The sequence below is a fragment of the Nonomuraea sp. NPDC049486 genome (assembly GCF_040676925.1).
Classification (GTDB): Bacteria; Actinomycetota; Actinomycetes; order Streptosporangiales; family Streptosporangiaceae; genus Nonomuraea; species Nonomuraea ferruginea.
The window spans coordinates 19,680-42,937 of sequence record NZ_JBFAPV010000010.1 but is presented as its reverse complement, the minus strand read 5'-3'; the positions used below and the strand labels follow the sequence as shown (position 1 = coordinate 42,937).

Sequence of the window (23,258 nt, the reverse complement as noted above, 5' to 3'; positions counted from 1 at the left end):
TGGTATGCGCAAGGACGCCCTGCACAACCGCGAACGCCTGTTGGAGGCGGCCCGGCAACTGTTCGCCGACCGGGGGCTTGAGGTGCCGCTGGAGGAGATCGCCCGACGGGCCGAGGTCAGCATCGGGACGCTCTACAACCGGTTCCCCAGCCGGGATGACCTGGTGGAGGCGGTGTTCGCGGACCGGGTGGCGGCGGTGCGCGAGCTGGCGGAGCGGTCGCTGGCGGCGGACGACGCGTGGGAGGGGTTCGTCGCCTTCTTGACCGGGGTGTGCGAGTTGCAGTCGGTGGATCTCGGCTACAACGATCTCGCCGTGCGGAGCGTGGGGGCGGACACCCGCGAGGGGGACGCGTTGATGCGGCGGATCGTGGCGCGGGCCCAGGAGGCCGGGATGTTGCGGCCGGATGTGACGCTGGAGGACATGGCGTTCGTGATTTGGGGGGTGGCGGGCACGGTACGGGCGACCTTCCGAACCGTGCCAGGGGCGTGGCGCCGGCACCTGGCCCTCACCCTCGACGGCCTGCGCGCGGGCGCGGCCCATCCCCTGCCCGTCCCGCCGATGACCACGGCCCAGACCGAGAAGGCACTGGGCGGCTGCGATCAGGGCGCCTCGGCTCAAGGAACTCGGGGGCGCCAACGCGGTGGTTAGGGCGAGCGGTCTGGTGGTCAGGGCTGGTACGTGTACGGGGTCGTGGTGGTGAGGGGGTGGAAGCCGAGGCGTTCGAGGATCGGGCGGCTGTCGGCTGAGGCGTCCACCTGGAGGTAGCGGTAGCCGCGGGCGGCGGCGATGCGGGCGCGGGAGGCGACCAGGGCCCGGTAGAGGCCGCGGCCGCGCCAGCCGGGGACGGTGCCGCCGCTCCACAGGCCGGCGAACCCCGTACCCGGATAAAGCTCCATTCGGGCGGCGCTGACCGGTTCGTCCCCGGCCATGACCACGAACGCCACCAAGGTGTCCGCGGCGAGCTGGGCCCGCAGCGCGGCGGCGAGGTCGGAAGAGGTGCCGAACACCTGGTCGTGCACCGACATCATGAGGTCCACGCCGGCATCCGTGGCGACCGGGCGAAGGCTGACACCGTCGGGAAGCGCGACCTCCGTGTCCAGGTCGGAGATCTCGGCGACCATCAGCGTCTCCTCCTCGCCGGGGACGAACCCGGCCTTCAGGAGACGGGACGGCAGGTCCGAGGGCCGGTCGTAGGCATAGAGCTTCCACTCGAACCCGCGCCCCGGCGAGGTGAAGGACGAGACCTGGGCGGCGATCTCGGCGTCGGCCGTGGCGTCGTCGAGGTCCGACCAGATGACGCAGTCCCAGCCGTCCCCGCGATAGCGGATCACCCGGCCGACGTGTTCGACACGGTCGCCGGGGGTGAGGGGCCGGGCATCGCGCCTCAACCCGCGGTCGAACGCGGCCAGCGCCTCTTCACGGTTCATGCCGCCAGCTCAGCACCGCGGCGGGGGTAGACGCAACGAGGTTTCCGCGGGCCGCCGCGCCATCCGCGGTGGAGCGCCTGACGATCGAGACGCGTCCCGACCGCCAGGGAGCACGGTCGTAGAAGCCGTAGCCGCACATCCCTCCAAGACGGGGGACGTGGTCGCGGAGAGCCGTAGCCGCACATCCCGCCAACACAGGGGACGTGGTCGCGGAGAGCCGTAACCACACATCCCATGGTCACGGGGAGCCGTGGCCGCAGGTCCTGACCAGGTCGACGTACTCCTCGCGGCTGAGCCGGAGCACTGACAGGTCCAGGTCGTTGCGGGCGGCGAGGCGGCGCAGGTCCTCGGGGGACCAGGGGCCGGGGATGTGGTGCAGAGGGCGGCCTGCGTGGTTCAGGATGAACAGGCCGGACCGGTCCTCGTACTGGTAGGCGAGCAGGCCGGCCGCCCGCCCGGGCGCTCTGCCGATCTCCAGCGGGGCGAGCTGCTCCCCGCTGTTGTGGATCACCAGTTCCTTCGAGGCCCCGATCACCAGGTTGGGGCCGTCCAGCGGGCCGGCGCGCATGCCCTTGCTCGCTTCGTACCGGCGCCAGCGGGCCTTGATCGGACGGAGCACCAGCAGCAGCGGGCTGAACGCGACCACCAGCCACTTCACCTCGACAAGGTCGATGAGCACCCGGCCGACCACCGACAGCCCGCGCCAGGCCGCCCAGGCGCCGACCGAGACCAAATACACCATCACCGCCAGCCCCACCGCCCCGGCCGCGTAGATCAGCGGCAGCCGCCACCGCGCCGGCTTCGGCGGGGGCACGCCGAGAACCCGCCGCCACCCGGGGGCGCGGCCGGACAGCCGGGCGCGTACCCGCTTCGACGACTCGAACCGGCAGCCGTCGACCGGCACGCCGGCCTGGGCGGCGAAGCCGGTCACCTGTTCCTCGGGCCAGGCGCCGGGCAGGTCAAGCAGGACCAGGCCGTCATGGTCGAGCGCGGCCAGGCCGGTCACCCGCTGCCCGTCGCCCCCGGCCTGCTGCCGGTCGTAGCGGTAGCGGTAGAGCATGGCGGGCCGCACCCGTACGGCATCGTCGCAGGCGGTGGCCACCAGCGTCGGGCCGTCCCACGTCAGGACCGTTTCCGGGACCGGGCCGCCGTCGACAGCCGGACCGATCGGAGTCAAGCGGTACGTCATCGAACCCCCTCGAAAGGGCCCCGTACGGTAAGACGAACGGAGGGCACCGGGAGTTTCAGACCAGGACCTGGACGACCCCGGTGATGGCGAGCTGGAGGAGCGCCAGCGGCACCAGGACGGCCCAGGCGAGCTTCTGCAGCTGGTCCTCACGGAAGCGCGGGAAGGTCACGCGCAGCCAGATGACGACGAAGGCCAGCGCGAACACCTTGACCAGGGTCCACAGCCAGCCGGGCAGCAGCGGCCCCTGCCAGCCGCCGAGGAAGAGCACGCTGGTCAGGAGCGACAGGACGACGATGCCGGCGTACTCCGACAGCATGAACAGGGCGAAGCGCATGCCGGTGTATTCAGTCATCGGGCCCATGATGATCTCGGACTCGGCGATCGGCATGTCGAACGGCGGCCGGCGCAGCTCGGCCAGCCCGGCGACGAAGAACACCACGCCGCCGATCGCCTGCCACGGCAGCCACCACCACTGCCACGCCTCGACGATGCCGGGCAGCGACAGCGTGCCCGCCGCCATCGCGACGGAGGAGGCGGCCAGCACCAGCGGCAGTTCGTACGCGACGAGCTGGGCGGCCGCCCGCATGCCGCCGAGCATCGAGTACTTGTTGGCCGACGCCCAGCCGGCCATGATCGCGCCGAGCACGCCGACGCCCATGACCGCGAGCACGAAGAACAGCCCTAAGTCGAGGTCGACGCCGACGAACCCGTCGTCGAGGGGGATGGCGATCAGCACCACCAGGTAGGGCACCAGCGCGACACCGGGGGCGATCATGAAGACGCGCCGGTCGGCGGCGGCCGGGATCACGTCCTCCTTCTGCATGAACTTGACGCCGTCGGCGATGAGCTGCGCCCACCCGTGGAAGCCGCCGGCGTACATGGGCCCGAGGCGGGACTGCATGTGAGCCATGACCTTGTGCTCGGTCTGCCCGACGACCAGCGGCAGGGCGAGGAAGACGACCAAGATCACGGCGAAGTGCAGCACCACGTCAAGCATCGGGTGACCCCCAGTCGGCCGGCACGCCCGGCGGCAGCGTCTTGCGGCGGCTCGGCGCGCCGTGGCCGGACTCGCCGGGCTCCTTGGCCCCCGGCCACTGCTTGGCGACGCGGGCGGCCAGGATGAAGTCCTTGCGCAGCGGGTGGCCCTCGAACCCGTCGGGCAGCAGCAGCGGCACCAGGTTCGGGTGGCCTTCGAAGATCACGCCGAACATCTCGTACGTCTCGCGCTCGTGCCAGTCGGCGCCCCGGTAGACGCCGACGGCGCTGGGCAGGCGCGGGTCGTCGCGCGGCACGGCGGTGCGCAGCAGCAGGCGCTCGCGGGTGTCGGGGTTGTAGACGTGCGTGACCACCTGGAACGCGTCCGGTGGCTCGTCCACGCCGGTCAGCCAGTCGAAGAAGGCGTAGCCCAGCCCGTCGCGGACGTGGGTGAGCAGCTCGATCCAGTCGCCGGGGGCGACGTCGACGACGGTGTCGCCGAAGGAGTCGGTGACCTCGGCGCGGCCGTCGAGCGGCCCGGCGGCGAAGCCGGTCACGACTCCTCCCCTTGCGAACGCGACCAGAGGTAGCGGTCGCCGAGCTTCTCTGCGGCGATCTTCTCCTGCAGCTTCGTGATGCCGTAGAGCAGCGCCTCGGGGCGGGGCGGGCAGCCGGGCACGTAGACGTCGACGGGCACGATCTGGTCGACGCCGTTGGTGACGCAGTAGGAGTCCCAGTAGGGGCCGCCGGTGTTGGAGCAGGCGCCGAACGAGATGACGTACTTCGGGTCGGGCATCTGCTCGTAGAGGCGCTTCACGGCCGGGGCCATCTTGTCGGTGACCGTACCGGAGACGATCATCAGGTCGGCCTGGCGCGGCCCGTTGGCGAACGGGATGACGCCGAACCTGATGAAGTCGTGGCGGCTCATCGAGGTGGCGATGAACTCGATCGCGCAGCAGGCGAGCCCGAAGTTGAACACCCACAGGGAGTAGCGGCGGCCCCAGTTGAGCACGAACCGCATGGGCTTGGGCGCGAGCCGCGAGACCGGCCCCACCGTGGGCATCGGGAGATCCGTCGCTGCCATACAGCCATTGTTGCGCGGATCAGAGGCGAGAGCTACGTCCAGGTCAGGACGCGTTTGCGCCAGGCGTAGAGGATGCCGAGGGCGATGACGCCGAGGAAGACGAACATCTCGACCAGTGTCGTGACGCCGTAGCCGGGCGCGTCGAAGACGGTGGCCCACGGGAAGAGGAAGACGGCGTCCACGGCGAACACCACGTAGAGGTAGGTGAAGACGTAGTAGCGGACCTGCGACTGGGCCCAGCCTTCGCCCACGGGGTCGACGCCGCACTCGTAGCTGGTCAGCTTGTCGGGCGTGGGCCGGGTCGGGCGGAGCAGCCGGTTGATCATCAGCGCTCCGGCCACGATGGCGACGCCGATCGCGAGCAGGACCGCGACCAGCGCGTAGGACCCGTAGTAGCCGTCCATGAACGCGATGGTAACCCAGTCAAAGCTAACGCCCCATACCCCCAAATATGAGCAAATCACAAGATCTGCCCCATATGCTCAGATTTATGGCTAAATCTCGATCTTTGGGAGGAATCGTCCTGCTGGCCCTGGCCGCCTCCGGGTGCGGGCTGGCCTCGGCCACTCCGCAGCAGCAGGACACCCGGGTCCCCGCCGACCCCACCAGGATCGAGTTCGTCGACCCCGCCGCCGTGGCCGGGCTCGCGCCCCGCACGGTGAGCGGGGACGACCCCGTCACCAGGCGGGTGCGCATCAGCTACCCCGAGCTGGACGACGCCGCCCCGCTCAACGAGAAGCTGCGGGCGGACGCGCGGCGGCGGCTGCGCGAGTTCCGCGAGACCGCCCGCGGCGCGTCCCGCCCGGAGCTGAACGTCGACTGGCAGCTCGCCGCCGTCGGCGACGCGATCGGGGTGCGACTGCGGGCCGGCCGCTCCCACGGGACCGGCTGGGACCACGCCACCACCACGTTCTGGTACGACACGAACACCCGCCGGGCCATGGACTCCACCGGCCTGCTGAACGGGAGCCCGGCGCTGCACGAGGTGGCCCGGCTGGTCAAGACCGGACTCGGCGACCGCGGGCCGGAGGTGGACCACGGCCAGGTGACACCCAGCCGCGACCGGTTCGACTCGATGGCCTTCAACGCCGAAGGCGACCTGGTGGTGGAGTTCGACGACTGCGAGCTCGGCCCGTGCTCGCTCGGCAGGCTGGCCGTGGCCGTCCCCGCCGACCAGGCGTGGCCGCTGCTCTCGGACACCGGGCGGCGCGCCCAGCGGGCCGCTCGCCTGGCCGGGCAGCAGGTGGCCGAACCACCGGCGGCGGCGCCCTCCCCCGCGCCCGCCGCCGCCAGCAACCGGGCCGGCACCGTCGACTGCACGGAGGCCAAGTGCATCGCCCTCACCTTCGAGGACGGCCCGGGGCCCGAGACCGGCAGGCTGCTTGACACGCTGCGGGAGGCCGGCGCCCGCGCCACGTTCTTCGCCGTGGGCAGCAACGCGGCCCGCGAACCCGGGCTGCTGCGCCGGATGAGCGCCGAGGGCCACCTCGTCGGGAACCACTCGTACGCGCACCGCGACCTGGCCCGGCTGCCCTCCAGCAAGATCTCCGACTCGCTGGCCCGCACCGAGGACGTGGTGACCGCGACGATCGGGCGGCGGCCGACGCTGGTGCGGGCCCCGTACGGATCGGTCAGCACCGAGCTGCGCAACGTCGCCCGCGAGCAGGGGCTGACGCTGGTGGGCGCCGACCTCGAAACCTTCGACTGGCGCGACAGGGACTCCGCCGAGATCGCCGACCGGGTGGTGGAGCGGGCGCACCGGGGCGCGATCGTGCGCCTGCACGACACTCGCGACACGACCGTCACCGCGATTCCGGACATCCTTGAACGGCTCGCCGGAAAGGGATACACCTTCGTCACCGTTCCAGAGTTGTACGGGACGGCGGGGATGCAGGCTGGGCAGCTCTACGAGTCAGGGATCTCACCCGTGCGCAAGCAGCCCCTGACTTAGGTCATGCGACAGGGGGACGTATAGTTGGCGCTCGTGACCCGAACTGTCCTCTTCGCGCGCCTGCATGTAGACCTCTGCAGGCTTGCAGCGGGGCTGTGTCGCCCTTCTGCCGCCGCATCCTGAATTTCACTGCGTTTACCCGCTTTGGGCGGTGTGCAAACGCGCGACCTCCCGAGGATCTAGCATGGAAAAAGAGAACGCGCCAGAAGCGATGCGCTCAGGCGCGTCGAGGAGGACTGAGCTGTGACCAAGCAGGTTCAGCAACTCGATCGGGTGATCATCCGGTTCGCCGGTGACTCCGGTGACGGCATGCAACTCACCGGTGACCGGTTCACCGCGGGCACCGCCGAGTTCGGCAACGACCTGTCCACGCTGCCCAACTTCCCCGCCGAGATCCGCGCCCCGGCCGGCACCCTGCCCGGCGTGTCCAGCTTCCAGCTGCACTTCGCCGACCACGACATCCTCACCCCCGGCGACGCCCCCAACGTGCTGGTGGCGATGAACCCCGCCGCGCTCAAGGCCAACCTGGCCGATCTGCCGCGCGGCGCGGACATCATCGCCAACACCGACGAGTTCACCAAACGCAACCTGGCCAAGGTCGGGTATGCCGCCAGCCCGCTGGAGGACGGGTCGCTGGCCGAGTGGCGGGTGCACGCCGTCCCGCTCACGTCGTTGACGGTCAAGGCGCTGGAAGACTTCGACATCAGCAAGAAGGACGCCGAACGCGCCAAGAACATGTTCGCGCTCGGCCTGCTGTCCTGGCTCTACCACCGCCCGACCGAGCAGACCATCAGCTTCCTGGAGACCAAGTTCGCGCGGAAGCCGGAGATCGCCAAGGCCAACATCGCCGCCTTCCAGGCCGGCTGGAACTTCGGCGAGACCACCGAGTCGTTCTCGGTCTCCTATGAGGTGAAGCCGGCCCGGCTGGCGCCGGGCGTGTACCGCAACATCTCCGGCAACCAAGCTTTGGCCTACGGCCTGATCGCCGCCGCCGTCCAAGCCCGGCTGCCCCTGTTCCTGGGGTCGTATCCGATCACCCCGGCCTCGGACATCCTGCACGAGTTGTCGAAGCACAAGCAGTTCGGCATCCGCACCTTCCAGGCCGAGGACGAGATCGCCGGTGTCGGTGCGGCGCTCGGTGCGGCGTTCGGCGGCGCGCTCGGGGTGACCACCACCAGCGGTCCCGGCGTGGCGTTGAAGGCCGAGACCGTCGGGCTGGCCGTCACCACCGAACTGCCGTTGATCGTGGTGGACGTGCAAAGGGCGGGCCCGTCGACGGGGATGCCGACCAAGACCGAGCAGACCGACCTGCTGATGGCGTTGTTCGGCCGCAACGGCGAGTCGCCGGTGCCGGTCATCGCGCCGATGTCGCCTTCGGATTGTTTCGACGCGGCGGTGGAAGCCGCCCGCATCGCGGTGGCCTATCGGACGCCGGTGATGCTGCTGTCGGACGGGTATCTGGCCAACGGGTCGGAGCCGTGGCGGCTGCCGGAGGTTGCCGCGCTGCCGGACATCAGCGTGCCGTTCACCACCGAGCCGAACGGCGAGGACGGCGCGTTCCTGCCGTTCCAGCGGGACCCGGAGACTCTGGCCCGGCCGTGGGCGATCCCCGGCACGCCCGGTCTGGAGCACCGTATCGGCGGTATCGAGAAGGCCGACGGCACGGGCAACATCTCCTACGATCCGGACAATCATGACCGGATGGTGCGGTTGCGTGCGGCCAAGGTGGCCGGCATCGACGTGCCGGACGTGGCCGTGGACGACCCCGATGGGGACGCGCGGGTACTCGTGCTCGGGTGGGGTTCCACCTACGGGGCGATCGCCGCTGGGGTGCGGCGGGTGCGGGCGGCGGGCGGGAAGGTGGCCCAGGCGCATCTGCGGCATCTGAACCCGCTGCCGGCCAACATCGGTGAGGTGCTCAAGCACTACGACAAGGTGTTGCTGCCGGAGATCAACCTGGGTCAGCTGGCGTTGCTGCTGCGGGCCCGGTTCCTGGTCGACGTCATCAGCTACAACCGGGTGCGCGGGCTTCCGTTCAAGGCCGAGGAACTGGCCGGAGTGATCCAGGACGTGATCGACAGTGACTGAACTGATCAACGGCAAGGGCCTGTCGCTGGTGCCCAAGACCGACACCAAGCAGACCCTGAAGGACTTCAAGTCCGACCAGGAAGTGCGCTGGTGCCCCGGCTGCGGCGACTACGCCATCCTGGCCGCCGTCCAGAGCTTCCTGCCCGAACTCGGACTCAAGCGCGAGAACATCGTGTTCGTCTCCGGGATCGGCTGCTCCTCCAGGTTCCCGTACTACCTCAACACCTACGGCGTGCACTCCATCCACGGCCGCGCGCCCGCGATCGCCACCGGGCTGGCCGCCTCCAGGCCGGACCTGAGCGTGTGGGTGATCACCGGTGACGGGGACGCCCTGTCGATCGGCGGCAACCACCTGATCCACGCGCTGCGCCGCAACGTCAACCTCAACATCCTGCTGTTCAACAACCGCATCTACGGGCTGACCAAGGGCCAGTACTCGCCCACCTCCGAGGTCGGCAAGGTCACCAAGTCCACCCCGATGGGATCGCTGGACAAGCCGTTCAACCCGATCTCCCTGGCCCTGGGCGCCGAGGCGTCGTTCGTGGCCCGCACCCTGGACTCGGACCGCAAGCACCTACAGGCCGTGTTGCGGGAGGCGACCGCGCACCGGGGCGCGTCCCTGGTGGAGATCTACCAGAACTGCAACATCTTCAACGACAACGCCTTCGAGCCGTTGAAGGACCCGGAGCTGCGTGACGACATCACGTTGAAGCTGGAACACGGCCAGCCGATCGCCTCAGCCTCCAAGGCCGTCATCCGGGCCGCGAACGGAAGCCTGGAGGTCGTCCCCCGCGACAGCGTCGAACAGGACCGGGTCCTGGTGCACGACGCGCACAACCCCGACCCGTCGGTGGCGTTCGCGCTGTCCCGGCTGGACGAACCCGCGTTCGACCACGTACCGATCGGGATCTTCCGCAGCGTGGACCGCCCGGCCTACGACACGCTGATGACCAGCCAGCTGGAAGAGGCCGTGGCGCAGAAGGGCCAGGGCGATCTGGCCGATCTGCTGATGGGCGGCGACACCTGGCGCATCGGCTGACCATGCCGTTCCTGAGGCGCCGCCGGATCCCCGGCGGCGCCTCAGATGCGTGAGAGCACCCGGTCGCTGACGAAGCAGAGCATGCCGAACTCCCTGGCCCGGCGGCAGGCGAAGTCGGTCAGCTCGTCGCTGTCGGCGTAGTCCAGCGCGTACAGGTCGAGCCCGAGGCCGAGCAGGCGTTCGGCGACGGTAGCGTGCGCCTCCAGCACGTCGTCAGGCCAGGGCGCGTAGCTCTCGGTGTCCACCCAGCGGGCCGAGAAGGACTCGAAGAGCACGCCGTCCACCAGGTCGGCGAGCTCGGGCAGCAGCCCGAACCCCCGGTTGGCCAGCAGGTAGCCGGGCCTGGCCTCCTCCTGGACGGCGGCGATCAGCAGCAGCAGGTGGGGCAGGTCGTCCGGGTAGTTGTGCTCGATGTTGAGCGTGTCCAGGAACAGTCCGTGGAAGCCCTTGTCCATGGCCTGGACCGCCTGGTCGACCACGTGCGCCACCCAGCGCGGGTCGCCCACGTGCACGAACGCGCCGCCCCAGTCGGGGTTGCGCTCCTCCCGGTGCCACGGCGCGGGCGGACCGACGTCCTCGGTCAGCGACAGGTAGCCGAGCGTCCGCACGCCGCGCTCGCGCAACAGGTCCAGCTCGGTCCGCGAGTAGAAGTCGGCCTGCAGGACGACCATGTCGAAGCCGGAGAGCCGGTCCACCTCCCCCGCCCCGTAGTAGAACGCGATCGGCCTGGTCATGTCGTCCACGACTCCCGGTACCAGGCGTACGTCCTGCGCACGCCTTCCTCCAGCCGGACGCGCGGCTCGTACCCGGTGAGCCGGCGCAGCAGCGTGAGGTCGGGGCAGCGGCGCGCGACCGATCCCGCCGGGGCGGGCAGCTCGCGGACGGCGGGGCTGATCCCGGCGATCCGCAGCACGAGCTTGGCCAGGTCGCCGATGTTGGTCTCCTCCGTGTCGTCGCCGATGTGCACGATCCGGCCGGCCGCCTCGGGGGTGTCCATGAGCGTGATCACGGCGTCGGTGGCGTCGTCGACGTGGCAGAAGGCCCGGCTCTGGTCCGCGCCGTAGAGGTCGAACGGGTCCTCGCCGCGCATGGCGCGCAGCGACAGCTCGGGGATGACGTGGTCGGCGCCCATCCGCGGGCCGTAGACGTTGTGGAAGCGGCCGACGACGGCGGCGAACCCCCTGGCCCGGGCGGTGTGCAGGACCGCCGCCTCGCCGAGCATCTTGGAGATGGCGTAGGTGTGGCGCGGCGAGCCGACGTCCTCGATCATCAGCGGCACGCTCTCCGGCGTGGGCACGGGCACCACGCCGGCGCTGACGCCGCCCGCGTACGCCTCGCTGGTGGAGGCGAAGAACAGCCGCGTGCCGGGGGCGATCCAGTCGAGCAGGTGCATCAGGGCCAGCGTGTTGACCCTGATCACCCGGGCCGGGTCGGACTCGACGTTCCGCACGCCGACCACGGCGGCGAGCATGTAGACGTGGTCCCAGCGATGCTCCAGGGCCGCGTACGAGGCCGGGTCCGTGAGGTCGGCCGACCTGATCTCGACCTGGCCGGCGAGCCGGGTCAGCGTGGGGTCGCGGCGGCCACGGGAGAAGTCGTCGACCACGGTGACCTCGTGCCCGGCTTCGAGCAGCCGCGCGGCCAGGTGGAGTCCGATGAACCCGGCGCCGCCGAGCAGCAGTGCCCTCATGACACGCGCCCCTTCGTGCGGTAGCCGATGCCGGCGTAGCGGACGCCGCGCGCCGTGACGGCGGCCTCGTCGAGGATGCGCCACGAGTCGAACAGCACCCGCACGCCCGAGCCGGCCAGCTTGTCGTCGACCTCGATCTCCCGGTAGTCCGGATGGTCGTTGATCACGATCACGGCGTCGGCGTCGGCGAACGCCTTGTCCAGGCTGACCGGCTCGCCGCCGTAACGGCGGATGACCTCGTCGGCGACCAGCGGGTCGTGCCCCCGTACGGTCAGCCCGGCGGCGGTGAAGACGGGCATCATGTCCGCGATCGGGGTGCCGCGCATGTCGTCGGTGGCGGGCCAGCCCTTGTACGCCCAGCCGAGCACGGACAGCCGGACCCCCTCGGTGCGGCCGAACTCCTCGCGGACCAGGCCGACGACCCGCTCGGCGACGTGGCCGGGCAGGCTCTCGTTGAGCGCCCGCGCCCGGCTCACCAGGTACGGTCTGCGCGACATGCTCGCGAGCATCAGGTACGGGTCCTTCGTCAGGCAGCCGCCGCCCACGTAGCCGGGCTTGGCCAGGTCGGGCCGGGGATAGTCGAGGTTGGTGGCCCTGATGACCTCCAGCGGGTCGAGCCCGTGCTGCTCGGCGATGAGGGCCAGCTCGTTGCCGAAGGCGTAGATGACGTCGGTGTGGCAGTTGTTCGACAGCTTGACCATCTCGGCGGTCTCCAGGCTGGAGACGGGGACGATCTGGTCGGCCAGCCCGGCGAACAGCTCGACGCCGGCGCGCAGGCTCTCCTCGTCCAGGCCGCCGATCACCTGGGGCAGCTCGACCAGCTCGCGCAGCGCCTGGCCCTGGATGGTGCGCTCGGGCGCCATGACGAGCCGGGGGCGGGCCCAGCGGGCGGCCAGGGCGGGCAGCACGACGTCGCGGCTGGTGCCGATCGGGACGGTGCTGCGGACCACGACCAGCGTGTCCGGGTCGCACCGGCGAGCGACCTCCTCGGCGGCGGCGGCCAGGTTCTCCAGCCGTGGGGTGCCCGTGGGGAAGTCCACCGGCGTGGACACGGACAGGATGATCGCGTCGAGCGGCTCTGCGGGCAGGTGGTCGCCGACGAAGATGCGCTCGCCGAGGAGCTCGGCGAAGGTCTCCGCCACCCCCGGCTCGTAGACGTGGACGCGGCCGCTGGACAGCGCCTCGACCACGGGGGCGCTGGTGTCGACCCCGACCACGGTGTAGCCGTTGCGTGCCATGGCCGCGGTCAGCGTCAGCCCCACGTAGCCCATGCCTACCACGCCGACTGTCTTCGGCATCGGACGCTCCTTTCCTCTCACTTGGATGCACAAGGCGGGCTGACGCGGTCGAGGTCGACCACGGTGACGTTTCCCGCGATTGCGTGCCTGCGGTAATGGGCGCAGGCGGCCTCGACGTTCGCCGGGTCCACGGCGTAGTCGGTGGCGAGCACGGCCTTGCCCAGGGCTTTCAGCGCGAGGGTGTCGGCCAGGTTCTGGTCGCACCACTCCTCGCGGCAGGGGTCGTCGGTGGCGCGGAAGAACAGCTCCTCCATGCCGATGCCGTCGATCGCGTCCGCGTACCCGGGGAAGTGCCGCAGCTCCGGGGAGTTCTGCGGGACGATCGCGAATCCGGGGCGGCGTTCCTTGGCGTGGCGGCTGATGCGGATGACCAGGTCGGCCATCTTCCGGCCGAGGGTGGCGCGGGTCTCGCCGGGCACCCTCGCCAGGTCGATCTCCTCGTACGCGAGCGGGGTGTCGAGGTAGACGCCGTCGAAGCCGGTCTCCAGCGCCCGGTCGAGCCGAGGGCGGACGACCTGCTCCCACCAGCGCTCCTCCCAGTAGCGGGCGAAGTGCTCGTCCGGCCAGTCGGGCCAGGTGTGCAGGAGCAGGTCCTGGTCGACCTCGGCGAAGTCCGTCCTGAACTCCTCGATGGAGCCGATCTCGAAGTACGCCAGCACCAGCTTCCCGGTGGCGCGTACGCGGGCGATCTCGTCGCGGGTGAAGTACCCCGCGACGGTGCCGTCACGGGACAGATCGACGACGGCGAGCCGCTGCGGCGCCCGCGCCACCCCGTCCAGCAGCCCTTTCGGATACCCCTGCAGCACATACGTGAACGACGCCACATCCCCCAACTCCGGCGCCCCCCGCCCTTCAGCGGGCGCGGGCGCAGCCCGGACACACCCCCCCAACACCACCAACGCCGCCCCGACCACCAACACCGGCGCCACCGACACACGCGGCCGCGCAGGACGGCCCGACGCGCGCCCCCGGACCTCAGGACCCGGCCGCGGGAACCCACCCGACGCGAGAGATCGCGGAGATCGCAGAAGCGAACGCGCGAACCCCTTCGACCTGCGTCCCCACACCACACCCGCCGACGGGCGCGGTCGTGTGGAACCGCCTGGCTCGCGTTCCCCCTTCGCCCTTACCGGCAGGCTCGGGCGGGAGGAAGCCGGTGTGAGGCTTGGGGCGCTCATAGCATGGCCTTGATCGAGTCGGGCAGGGGGAACTCGGGTTGCCAGCCGAGGACGTTCCCGATGCGGGTGAGGTCGGCGCGGCTCCAGGTGACGGTGGCCGAGCGGCCGGCGGGGGGTGCGCTCTCGCGGATCTCGCCGGTGAAGCCCGCCTCGCCCGCGAGCAGGGCGATCGCCTCGCGGACGGGGACGGCCCGGCCGCCGCCCACGTTGAAGACCCGTTCGGGCAGGTCGGGCGCGAAGGCGGCGCTCACGACGGCGCGGCCCACGTCGCGCACGTCCACGAAGTCGCGGTACGCGCCGAGCGGGCCCAGGTCGAGGTCGCGCACCCCGCTCGCGAGCAGGTCGCGGGCCCGGCCGAGCACGCTCTCGCCGGTGAGGCCCGGCCCGACCGGGTTGAAGACCCGCAGCGACGCCCCGTCGACCCGGCCGTCGGCGGCGGCCTGCTCGACCAGCTGGGTCCCGGCCAGGTGGCTGATGCCGTAGCCGCTGACCGGCCGGGCCGGGTCCTGCTCGTGGACCGCGTGGCCGGGCGGAGTCGGCCCGTACTCGGCGGCCGAGCCCAGGCGGACGAACCGGGCGCCGGGCGCGGCCTGGGCCATCGCCTCGATGATGACGGCGGTGGCCAGCGCGTTGCCCCGCATCAGCTCGTCGTACCCGCCGGACATCCGCCCGGCGCAGTTGAGCACGACGGACGGGCGGACGGCGCGCAGCAGGCCGGCCACGTCGGCGGGCCGGGCGGCGAGCAGGTCCAGGTCCGCCCGGCCGGGGCAGTGCAGGCCGGACACCCGGCCGTCCCGTGTCAGCAGGTCCCTGACCTGCCGCCCCAGGAAGCCGGACGCGCCGAAGAGCAGGACGTCCGTCATCGCACCGGATCCCTGGACGGCAGCAGCTGCGGCCTGATCTCGTCGAAGCGCGCGTTGGCCTCGTCGTAGTCGTCGGGCCGCCCGATGTCGAGCCAGTAGCCGTCGAACTCGTAGATGCCGGGCGGCCTGTTCCGCGCGAGCAGGTCGAGGACGAGGTCGTCGAAGCCGAACGGCATCCCCTCGGGGTAGTGGGCGATGGTGTCCCTGGACAGCGCGTACACGCCCATGCTGACCAGGTAGCTGAGCAGCGGCTTCTCCCGGAAGCCGACGATCCGGCCGCCGCTGGCCTCCAGCACGCCGAAGTCGATCTTGACGACGCGCGGCGAGGTGGCCACGGTCAGCGGCGCCGCGGAGGCGACGTGCCGGGCCAGCAGGTCGGCGTAGTTCAGGGTGGTGAGCACGTCGCCGTTCATCACCAGGAAGTGCTCCGGCAGCCGGTCCCTGATCGGGAACAGCGGCCCGATCGTCGACAGCGGAGCGAGCTCCTCGGTGAAGTCGACCGACAGCCCCCAGCGCGAGCCGTCGCCGACGAACGCGCGGATGAGCGGGCTGAGGTGGCCGACCGCCAGCGTGGCGTGCGTGAACCCCTGATGGGTGAGCTGCTGGAGGATGATGTCGAGGATCGCGTACTCCTCACCGATCGGCACCAGCGGCTTGGGCAGGGCGGAGGTGTACGGGCGCAGGCGGACCCCCTTGCCGCCCGCGAGTATGACGACGTGCATGCTGGTTCCCTCCTGTGGATCAGCGATACCGCTGCACGTCCCGCAGGCTCACGGCCATCGGGACGAGCAGGATGAGGAAGAAGACGAGGCCGGCGACGAGGAAGAGCAGCACGTCGGCCAGGACCGGCGGCGCGCCGGCTAACAACGGGCGCGCCCCCGGATGGACGGCCAGGGCGAGCGCCTGCGCCGCGCACAGGTGCCTGACCTTGCCCTGGTTGGCCAGCAGGAAGGCCACGAAGTAGGCGGTCCCGACGACCACGTGCGCGGCAGCCATGACGACACTGGCGTCCGACAGCCGGCCGGTGGCGTGCAGGAACGCCAGCGGCAGCGCCGACAGCACGGACAGCGTGACCAGGCAGGCGAGCACGCCCTTGGCGAGCAGCCACCGGCCGTGCGAGGTGAACTCGGCCGGGTAGCTCACCCGCCGGATCGCCGCCCTGGCGTCGTCGTCGAAGACGTGCGCCCGGTACTCCAGCACGCCCATGCCGAGCACCAGCCCGGCGCCGGCGATGGCGATGTCGCTCCTGTCGAGCACGTACCTGGCCTCGGCCTGGAGCAGGAAGAGCGCGGTGAGCAGGCTGTAGAGGAAGGCGGGCGGCAGACCGCGCAGGTTGGCGCGCAGCAGCGTGCGCAGCGGCGGCTCGGCGGCGGGCTGTTCCCCCTTGTCCGGGGTGGCGAGGGTGAGCAGCATCGCGGCGCCGACGACGGCGGCGACGCAGATCACGCCGAGGCAGACGGTCAGCAGGCCGACGAAGCGGTCGGCGACGCCGATGTAGCCGATCCCGGCCAGCACGGCGGGCATCATCATCGCGGCGAGCCAGGCCTCGCGCCGGTAGAAGAGCAGGATCCCGGACGAGATCTGGAACGCGATCTGTGTGACGCAGAGCGCGACGAGCGCCACGGGCGCGCCCATGCCCAGGGCCAGCCCGGTGGCCGTCAGCGCCGCGCAGCCCACGCCGATCACCAGCCCGGTGCGGAGCACGCGCCCGGCCGAGCGCGGGCAGCCGCGTCCCATGAGGGTGTAGGCGATCTGGGCGGCGGAGCTGCCGAGCACCCAGCCGATCCCGGTGGTGAACACCAGCCCCGGCATCAGCCACTGGGTCCCGACCAGGCCGGAGGCGGCGGGCAGCAGCGCCGCGGGCAGCCCGTACAGCAGGCCGTGCAGGATCTGCGCGGTCGGCCTGGCCCGGCGCAGCGGCGCGTCGGGCACCGGCGGCACGGCTTTGGCCGCCACCCGCGAGAACGCGGTCTCGGCCAGCGAGAACACGTCGGTGTGCCCGTACCGCTCGCGGGCGATCTTGTCGTTGAGGCCCTCGCTCTCCAGGATGGCGGCCACCTGGAGCGGTTCCACGGCGCGGGCCAGGCTCGCGTCCATGGGCTCGATGAGGGCGTCGATCGGGTGTGCCTGTCCGTCGTCCCTGGCCGCCGTCACGGCCACAGCTCCGTGTAGACGGCGCGGTAGTCGTCCAGCGACTGCCGGAGCGTGAAACGTTCCAGGACGCGGTCACGGGCGATCGCGCCGAGGCGGCGGCGCAGCGGCGCGTCCTGGAGCAGCCGCACGGCGGCGTCGGCGGCGGCCACGTGGTCGCGCGGCGGCACGATCAGCCCGGCGTCGGCGACCGCCTCCGCGACGCCGCCGACGTTCGTGCACACCACGGTCCTGCCGCAGGCCATGGCCTCCACGACGGTGTAGGGGAAGCCCTCGGAGATGCTGGTCAGCGCGACGACGCTGCCCGCGTGGTAGGCGTCGACCGGGGTGGACACCCGGCCCTCGAACACCGCCGCGCCCTCCAGGTCCAGCTCGTCGATGAGCTCCAGGCAGCTCTGGTGGTAGCTCTCGTTGCCCGCGGGCACGCCGCCGAAGATGCGCAGCTTCGCCTTCGGGATCTTGTCGTGCACGATGGCGAACGCCCTGATCAGCGTGTGCAGGTCCTTCAGCGGGTCCACCCGGCCCATGAAGACCAGCGTCGGCTCGTCGGGCTCGGTCTCGGCGAGCGGGAAGTCGTCAGGGTCGACGCCGTTGTACATGACCCGGATCCGGTCAGGGTCGGCGCCGTTGTGGAGCTGCCAGCGCCGGTTGTACGAGGAGTGCGGCGCGATCCGGTCGGCCGCCACGTAGGCGGCGCCGGCCAGCCTGCGGAAGAAGCTCAGCAGCAGCACCCTGACCGCGTGCGAGACGGGCTCGTGGACGTACTGCAGGTAGCGTTCACGCAGGTAGACGCCGTGTTCCGAGAGGACGACCGGAGTGCCGTGCTGCCACTTGGCGGTCATCGCGACGAGCATGCTGAGACCGTTCATGGCCACGTGGGTCAGGTCGGTGCGCAGCGGCGGCTCGGCCAGCGGGCGCAGCATGTGGCCCATCAGGTCGGCGGCCACGATCGCGTCGGCCAGGTTGATGCCGTCGGTCCTGTTCCAGTACCACGCGTCCATGAGCTGGCTGAGCGAGTCGTTGGCGACGAGCGCGCCGACCAGGTCGCCGCCGTCGTGCGCGTACCGGTAGAGCGACTCCAGCACGGACAGGAACTCCGCGCTGCCCGCGCCCATGACGGCGGGGGTGAGCACGATCTGCAGGAAACGCTCGTACGCCTCGGCGAACTCCCGCCCGGGCGGGCGGCCGGACCGCCGGTGGCCGCCCTTCCACAGCGGGAGGTTGATCACCTGCTCCAGGTTGGGCGGGAGATCCCACACCGGCCGCTCGGCGCCGTCCACGGTCATCGTGACGACGTCCCACCGGTAGTCCGGCATGCCCTTGATGAGCTGGTCCATCCACACGCTGACGCCGCCCATCGCGAACGGGTACGTGCCCTCGGACACGAGCGTCACTTTCACGGGCGCACGCTCGCGTTGACGGTGAGCGGGACGCCCGCGGCCAGGTCGAGGTGGGCGATCTTGTCGGTGCCGTACGTGGCCGCGCCGGTTGCGGCGGCGTTGGTGGCGAACACCTCGGCGTCGGCCGAGGCGGTGAACGTGATCGTCCCGGCTGTCCTGTCGTACACGGCGCGCACGTCCGCCAGGTCGTCGAAGTGGACGGTCCGGTCCTCGACGTAGCCGGCCAGCCCGCCCCAGTCGGGCGTGAGCAGCGGGACGCCGTAGTAGCCCTCGTACTTGGCCATCACGGCGTTCAGCCAGTCGAAGACGAGGTTCTTGTTGCCGCCGTAGTTCCGCAGGTTGCCCTGGTGGAACGTGTGCGTGTACACCGATCCCGACATGACGTGCTGCATGGCCACGTCGCTCTCGTGGTCGAGGACCTGGCTGTAGGTCTGGTCGACGGGCCAGTACGGGAACCTGCCGTTCGGGCCGTAGTAGGAGTTGTAGAACAGCGTCTGCTCGGCCGGCGTGGTCGTGTGGTAGGCGATGTTCGTCGGCCAGTCGGGCACCACCATGACCGACGGCTTCAGCGGGTGGCGGATGCCGCAGTTGAAGCACGCGGGCCGGTGGCTGGCGAACGACATGTTGCCGTGGAGATACTTCACGCCCAGGTCGGCCGCGGCCTGCAGCAGGTCGGCGTTGGACGCGGCCAGGCCGTGGTCGGTGGGCGGGTCGATGTCGTTGTCCGGGTCCGGGTGGTAGACGCCCAGGCCCGAGTACTCGCCGGTCTTGAGCACGGTCGGGTCGACGGTGAAGCCGAGCGCGGAGCCGATGGTGAGGTTGTCCTCGATCTCGGCGTAGCTGGTCGCGTAGTCGGTGTCGTTCATCTTCGGGTGGCTGAACGTGTGGTTGATCCAGGTGAACGACGACGCGCGGCAGCGCGAGTACGCGGTCAGCCCGTCGGTGAGCAGCGGGGGCAGCAGGCACAGGGTGGGCACGTTCAGGCCGGCTCCATCGCCGTTGTAGGCGATGTTGAGCTTGAAGCCGCCGGCCAGCGGGTGCCCGGTGCGGAAGGAGTTCTGCTGCTGGTACGTGCTGACGGCGTCGCTCCTGCTCATCCGGAAGCCGGGATCGGAGTCGACGGTGCCGTTGGCGAGCAGGTGGTCGGTGTAGCTGAACCAGTCGTCCACGTCGGCGTTCAGGTAGTGGCGCTGCTCGCCCAGGTACAGCCCTCTGGTCGCCCACCGGAACAGCCCGAAGGTGAGCAGGTCGGCCTGCGGCAGGTACTGGTTGGAGGTGAAGGTCAGCGCGGCCCGCTCGCGGCCGTCGGTCGAGGTGCTGCGCACGCCCAGCACGTCGGTGCCGCTGGTGATGAGCGGGTCGGCGGCGCAGCCGGCGGCGATCGTGCTGCGATAGAGGTACGACAGCGAGATCGGCACGTTCACGCCGCCGCGCAGGTAGTCGAACACGCCCGCGCCGGCCGGGGTCAGCGCGGTGCTGATCGGCGTGTCGCCGACGCCGCCCTCGCTGCCGGCCCGCAGGCAGTAGTCCTCAGGCCAGGTCCCGTACGCGGTGTAGAGCGACACCTGGCGGACGCCGTAGTCGCGCTCGTACGCCCATAGAGCGTTCCATTCGTCGGCGTCGAGACCGCTGAGATAGGAGCCGCCGTCCTCGTAGAGCAGGCTGTTGCTGGTGAGCAGGATCGCGTTGTAGCGGCCGGTGCCGTCGGCGGCGATCAGGGCGGCGAGCGGGTCGGTCCTGCTGTGGAGGATGTCGTAGGCGGCGCCCACCCGGTCCAGGGTGGCCTTCCAGGTGTCCTCGCCCCAGTCGTCACCGTCCACGGCGATGACGAGGGCGCGCAGCTCGACCTTGTCGGTGGCCGCGGCGGCGAGGGCCTCGGCCGTAGTGGCGGCGCGGGCGGACCGGTCGAGCTTCACTTTGCCCTGCTTTTTCGGCAAAGGGTCCGGTATTTCCACTTTGGGACGTTCCACTTCGCCGCGCAGCGGGGCGTGGCTGTGGGACCGGTCTTTGGGCGCGGATTCGGCCGGCTCTGAATGGGCTACGAATAGCCCCGAAACGAGCGTGACTACGCCGGCCAGCGCGAGCATTCTGCTGGAACGTACCAGATTTTTGTTCTTGGACAGCCGAAAAGAACCCACTCGTATCACCCGTCTAAGCCCTGGCCCCCGATAAGCCGTAGAAATGCCGAGCAATCCGTCGTCGGCAAGCCCCGAGTGTGCGGACGGCGGGTTTCACTCGGGTTTCAAGGAGGTTTCCCGCAAAACAGGCAAGGTGACGGCAAGTGTTGGCTCTATAACTGAGGGATCGGGAACGGCACGGGAAGGGGAGCCCATGCAGTTCGGAATTCTGGGTGCGCTGGAGGTGGTCTCGCAAGGCCAGCGCTTACCCGTGCGCTCCGCCAAGCAGCGCACGCTCCTGGCCCTGCTGCTCTGCCATCGGGGCCGGGTGGTGCGCAGCGACGCGCTGATCGACGCGCTCTGGGGCGGGGAGGCCGCGGACGCCGGGCATCGGCGGCTGCGCCTGCAGCTCTTCCGGCTCAGGCGGACTCTCGGGCCGGAGGCGGAGATCGTCCACGACTCGGCCGGTTACCTGCTGCGGGTGCCACCGGGCGCGGTGGACGCGTGGCGCTTCGAGGAGCTGGTCAAGGAGGGGCGGCAGGCGTTCAAGAGCGGCGACGTGGGCAAGGGCGGCGAGCTGCTGCGGGCGGCGCTGGGGCTGTGGCGCGGGCAGGCGCTGTCGGGGCTGGACGACCTGCCGCTCCTGCACGCCCAGGCCACCCGGCTGGAGGAGGAGCGGCTGGCCGCGCTCGCCGACCGCGTGGACGCCGACCTGCGGCTGCACCGGCACGCCGACCTCGTCGGGGAGCTCACCGGGCTGGTCCGTGAACATCCGCTGCGCGAACGGTTCCGCGGTCAGCTGATGCTCGCCCTGTACCGGGCTGGGCGGCAGGCGGAGGCGCTGGAGGTCTACCGCGACGGGTGGCACATCCTCACCAACGACCTCGGCCTGGAACCGTCGCCCGAACTGCGCCGGCTGGAGGCGGCGATCCTCACCAGCGACGCCTCCCTGACCCTCACCCGCGCCGACCACCACCACCGGCCCACCCGCCGCCCCACCTCAGGCTGCCCCCACTGCGCCCGCCGCCCCCGCTGACCTACCACAAGGGGGAAACCCCCGGTACGGCGCTTCCCCCACAGCCACCTCCTCTGGATCCGGCACGGTACGGCGCTTCCCCCACAGCCGCCTCCTCCGGATCCAGCGAGGCGTGACGTGAGCGGGATACCGGTGCAACGCCCCACAACCGCCCCCGCTCGCGCTCCCCTCGCCGAGCGTGGGCTTGCACCGAACCCCGCAACGGCGAGCACCACCGTGTCCGCACGAGCTCCCCACTGGAGCGGTCTGGGGGTGGGATCTGGCGCGAGCCGCCGCCACCACCTCCACCGGAGCAGCGGGACGTGCGCGGGATCCATCACGAGCACCCACAACCGCCTCCGGCGGAGCGGTGAGGCGAGGTGGGGCGGGGCGCGAAATGGGCGCCATCCGGCGCGAACTCCCCCATGGTCACCCGCCAGGGCGGTGCGGTGGAGCGTGGGTGAGATCGCGCGAGCTCCACCACAACCGCCTCCGCTGGAGCGGTGGGAGGCGGGAGGTGCGCGGGGTCCAAGGCGAGCCCTCAACCACCTCCAACGGAACGGCGTGGGGGAGATTTCGCGCGAGATCCCACAGCCACCTCCACCGGAGCAGCGGGGCGAGGAGTCCGGCGCGAGCCGCCGCAACCGCCTCCGCCAGAGCAGCGGGGTGGGGCTGGAAATGGGCGCCATCCGGCGCGAACTCCCGCACGGCGAGCCCGCTGGTGAGGTGCGGTGGGGCCTTGGTGCAATCTGGCGCGAGCCCCGGCAATCGCATCCGCCGGGGTGGTGGGGGGATCTGGTGTGGAGGGTTGGTCTCGGGTGAGGATGCCGGGGTGAAGGTGTGGTGGGGGGTTGGCGCGGTGGGGGTTGTCGCGCTGGTGGTGGTCGCGGTGCTGGTGGCTGAGCAAGGGCGGGAGAAGCCGCTGGAGAGGGCGAGGGCTACTGAGGGGGCGGCAGTGACTGACGGAGCGGTGGTGACGGAGGGGGAGACCGGGGCTGGGCGGTGGGTGCCGGATGGGTTTCCGGATGCGGGTAGTACCGGGGTGCCGGTGGGGACGGAACTTGTGGTGGTGGCTGGGGATCGGACGTTCGCCGTTGATGGGGAGGTGGTGGAGGGCAGGGAGTTCCATGGGTTCGTGACGGTGACCGGGCGGGGTGTCACGTTCAGGAAGTGCCGGTTTCTCGGGGGGAAGGCCGACCGGGTGCGGCCGCTGCTCGACACCGAGCATGCTCGTGACACGGTGATCGAGGACTCCGAATTCCGGGCGGCACACCCGTCGCCGTCGGTCGACGGCATCTGGGCCGCGCACACCAGCATCCTCAGGTCGGAGTTCACCGGCACCGTGGACGGGATCAAGGCGCACACGGGCACCCTCGTCCGCGACTCCTACATCCACGACCTGAGCTGGTTCCCCGAGGACCCCGACCAGGGCGGCGGCCCGACCCACAACGACGGCGTCCAGGCGTTCGCCGACCAGACCGGCGTCACGCTGGAGCACAACACGATCGACCTGTCCACCACCCGCGACCCCAACGCCGCCGTCCAGTCCTCGGCCGACGACCTGCGCGTGGAGGACAACTACCTGGACGGCGGCGCGTGCGTGGTGAACATCGACCACACGCCGCTCGGCCGCCCGCTGCGCGGCCAGCACGTCACCGGCAACCGGTTCGGCCGGGCGTCCGCGTACGACTGCCCGATCCTGCTCAGCACCAAGTCAGAGCTGGCGGACGGCGGCGGCAACGTGTGGCACGACACCGGCGGGCCGATCCCCGAACCCGAACGGCACGACTAG

21 protein-coding genes are annotated in these 23,258 nt (G+C 70.9%); 6 read left to right on the top strand and 15 right to left on the bottom strand.

The genetic code is table 11. The annotated features are described in order from the left end of the window. The first annotated feature begins 4 nt into the window (after positions 1–4). Positions 5–649 carry a helix-turn-helix domain-containing protein gene (locus tag AB0K05_RS27200; protein WP_364232717.1) on the top strand — a complete coding sequence of 215 codons (645 nt, stop codon included), beginning with the start codon at positions 5–7 and terminating at the stop codon, positions 647–649. A 17-nt stretch (positions 650–666) separates the two neighbouring features. On the opposite strand, the gene AB0K05_RS27195 is transcribed toward AB0K05_RS27200, so the two are convergent. The 6 genes from AB0K05_RS27195 to ndhC all read right to left on the bottom strand — a co-directional run bounded on the left by AB0K05_RS27195 (position 667) and on the right by ndhC (position 5,080). Next, positions 667–1,428 (bottom strand): GNAT family N-acetyltransferase, encoded by a 762-nt coding sequence (locus AB0K05_RS27195; RefSeq protein ID WP_364232714.1) that lies wholly within the window; start codon positions 1,426–1,428, stop codon positions 667–669. Positions 1,429–1,666: 238 nt separating this feature from the next. Continuing rightward, positions 1,667–2,617, bottom strand: coding sequence for a hypothetical protein (locus AB0K05_RS27190; protein WP_364232712.1), 951 nt, complete (start codon positions 2,615–2,617; stop codon positions 1,667–1,669). 55 nt (positions 2,618–2,672) lie between these two features. After that, on the bottom strand, positions 2,673–3,614 hold the full coding sequence (gene nuoH / locus AB0K05_RS27185; protein ID WP_219546857.1) for an NADH-quinone oxidoreductase subunit NuoH: 942 nt from the start codon (positions 3,612–3,614) through the stop codon (positions 2,673–2,675). Then, positions 3,607–4,149 carry an NADH-quinone oxidoreductase subunit C gene (locus AB0K05_RS27180; protein ID WP_364232710.1) on the bottom strand — a complete coding sequence of 181 codons (543 nt, stop codon included), beginning with the start codon at positions 4,147–4,149 and terminating at the stop codon, positions 3,607–3,609. The genes nuoH and AB0K05_RS27180 overlap by 8 nt, the downstream gene beginning before the upstream one ends. Then, the gene (locus tag AB0K05_RS27175) at positions 4,146–4,613 is read right to left on the bottom strand and encodes an NADH-quinone oxidoreductase subunit B family protein (protein ID WP_364233185.1); all 468 of its coding nucleotides are present in this window, start codon (positions 4,611–4,613) and stop codon (positions 4,146–4,148) included. Before AB0K05_RS27175 ends, AB0K05_RS27180 begins: the two co-directional genes overlap by 4 nt. 95 nt (positions 4,614–4,708) lie before the next feature. After that, positions 4,709–5,080, bottom strand: a complete 372-nt coding sequence (ndhC, locus tag AB0K05_RS27170; protein WP_148036475.1) for an NADH-quinone oxidoreductase subunit A — start codon at positions 5,078–5,080, stop codon at positions 4,709–4,711. Positions 5,081–5,166: 86 nt separating this feature from the next. Between ndhC and AB0K05_RS27165 the strand changes: the two genes are divergently transcribed. The 3 genes from AB0K05_RS27165 (at position 5,167) to AB0K05_RS27155 (ending at position 9,754) form a co-directional block, all read left to right on the top strand. Continuing rightward, positions 5,167–6,627: a polysaccharide deacetylase family protein gene (locus AB0K05_RS27165; RefSeq protein ID WP_364232708.1), complete on the top strand. Its 1,461-nt coding sequence runs from the start codon at positions 5,167–5,169 to the stop codon at positions 6,625–6,627. Positions 6,628–6,870: 243 nt separating this feature from the next. After that, a complete protein-coding gene (locus AB0K05_RS27160; protein ID WP_364232706.1) occupies positions 6,871–8,715 on the top strand; it encodes a 2-oxoacid:acceptor oxidoreductase subunit alpha in 1,845 nt (614 codons plus the stop codon). Further along, positions 8,708–9,754 carry a 2-oxoacid:ferredoxin oxidoreductase subunit beta gene (locus AB0K05_RS27155; RefSeq protein WP_364232703.1) on the top strand — a complete coding sequence of 349 codons (1,047 nt, stop codon included), beginning with the start codon at positions 8,708–8,710 and terminating at the stop codon, positions 9,752–9,754. The genes AB0K05_RS27160 and AB0K05_RS27155 overlap by 8 nt, the downstream gene beginning before the upstream one ends. 41 nt (positions 9,755–9,795) lie before the next feature. On the opposite strand, the gene AB0K05_RS27150 is transcribed toward AB0K05_RS27155, so the two are convergent. The 9 genes from AB0K05_RS27150 to AB0K05_RS27110 form a co-directional block, all read right to left on the bottom strand. Further along, positions 9,796–10,488 (bottom strand): endo alpha-1,4 polygalactosaminidase, encoded by a 693-nt coding sequence (locus AB0K05_RS27150; protein WP_271279883.1) that lies wholly within the window; start codon positions 10,486–10,488, stop codon positions 9,796–9,798. Further along, a complete protein-coding gene (locus AB0K05_RS27145; protein ID WP_148036470.1) occupies positions 10,485–11,444 on the bottom strand; it encodes an NAD-dependent epimerase/dehydratase family protein in 960 nt (319 codons plus the stop codon). The genes AB0K05_RS27150 and AB0K05_RS27145 overlap by 4 nt, the downstream gene beginning before the upstream one ends. After that, positions 11,441–12,742 (bottom strand): nucleotide sugar dehydrogenase, encoded by a 1,302-nt coding sequence (locus tag AB0K05_RS27140; RefSeq protein WP_271279885.1) that lies wholly within the window; start codon positions 12,740–12,742, stop codon positions 11,441–11,443. Before AB0K05_RS27140 ends, AB0K05_RS27145 begins: the two co-directional genes overlap by 4 nt. 17 nt (positions 12,743–12,759) lie before the next feature. After that, positions 12,760–13,566: an endo alpha-1,4 polygalactosaminidase gene (locus AB0K05_RS27135; RefSeq protein ID WP_271279886.1), complete on the bottom strand. Its 807-nt coding sequence runs from the start codon at positions 13,564–13,566 to the stop codon at positions 12,760–12,762. A gap of 350 nt (positions 13,567–13,916) precedes the next feature. Then, on the bottom strand, positions 13,917–14,783 hold the full coding sequence (locus AB0K05_RS27130) for an NAD(P)-dependent oxidoreductase (protein WP_219544923.1): 867 nt from the start codon (positions 14,781–14,783) through the stop codon (positions 13,917–13,919). Next, entirely contained in the window at positions 14,780–15,505 is a 726-nt protein-coding gene (locus AB0K05_RS27125) for a sugar phosphate nucleotidyltransferase (protein ID WP_148036466.1), read from the bottom strand. The genes AB0K05_RS27130 and AB0K05_RS27125 overlap by 4 nt, the downstream gene beginning before the upstream one ends. A 19-nt stretch (positions 15,506–15,524) precedes the next feature. Then, positions 15,525–16,937, bottom strand: a complete 1,413-nt coding sequence (locus AB0K05_RS27120; RefSeq protein ID WP_364232697.1) for a hypothetical protein — start codon at positions 16,935–16,937, stop codon at positions 15,525–15,527. Continuing rightward, complete coding sequence (gene pelF / locus AB0K05_RS27115; RefSeq protein WP_271279888.1) at positions 16,934–18,334, bottom strand: GT4 family glycosyltransferase PelF; 1,401 nt, start codon at positions 18,332–18,334, stop codon at positions 16,934–16,936. Before pelF ends, AB0K05_RS27120 begins: the two co-directional genes overlap by 4 nt. Continuing rightward, positions 18,331–20,250: a hypothetical protein gene (locus AB0K05_RS27110; RefSeq protein ID WP_364232694.1), complete on the bottom strand. Its 1,920-nt coding sequence runs from the start codon at positions 20,248–20,250 to the stop codon at positions 18,331–18,333. The genes pelF and AB0K05_RS27110 overlap by 4 nt, the downstream gene beginning before the upstream one ends. A gap of 415 nt (positions 20,251–20,665) precedes the next feature. Here AB0K05_RS27110 and AB0K05_RS27105 point away from each other — a divergent pair, with 415 nt between their 5' ends. Together AB0K05_RS27105 and AB0K05_RS27100 are read left to right on the top strand one after the other, a co-directional pair. Continuing rightward, a complete protein-coding gene (locus AB0K05_RS27105; protein WP_187281598.1) occupies positions 20,666–21,487 on the top strand; it encodes an AfsR/SARP family transcriptional regulator in 822 nt (273 codons plus the stop codon). A gap of 1,027 nt (positions 21,488–22,514) precedes the next feature. Then, positions 22,515–23,258, top strand: a complete 744-nt coding sequence (locus AB0K05_RS27100) for a hypothetical protein (protein ID WP_271274863.1) — start codon at positions 22,515–22,517, stop codon at positions 23,256–23,258.